The 247-nt window shown below is 39.7% G+C and carries 1 protein-coding gene; it reads right to left on the minus strand.

What is annotated here, in order from left to right:
• On the minus strand, nt 1-184 hold a 184-nt coding region (locus QGG57_07010; GenBank protein ID MDP7007906.1), incomplete at its 3' end, for a hypothetical protein.
• Between the last annotated feature and the right edge of the window lie 63 nt (nt 185-247).

Here is a 247-nt window from a genome sequence, read left to right on the forward strand (position 1 = left end):
CTAGAGATATCTCGTATTCATCAGATAATCCATCTCCATCACTATCTCTGTAGGGAGGTGCATTATCCTTTTCGAGTGTGTCTAGATTCTCTATGCTTGAAGCTCTTGAGAGAAAAGGAGAATATGGTAAAGCAGTGAGTAATAAGATGGCGACAATCAGTGCTTGATATCTCTTCCCGCGCATAGGATAAATCCGATACGGCAGAGAATAAGTATCAATATATCATTTAGGTCTAGTTAAATGGCG

It is taken from the genome of Candidatus Poseidoniia archaeon, from assembly GCA_030748895.1.
Taxonomy (GTDB): Archaea; Thermoplasmatota; Poseidoniia; order MGIII; family CG-Epi1; genus UBA8886.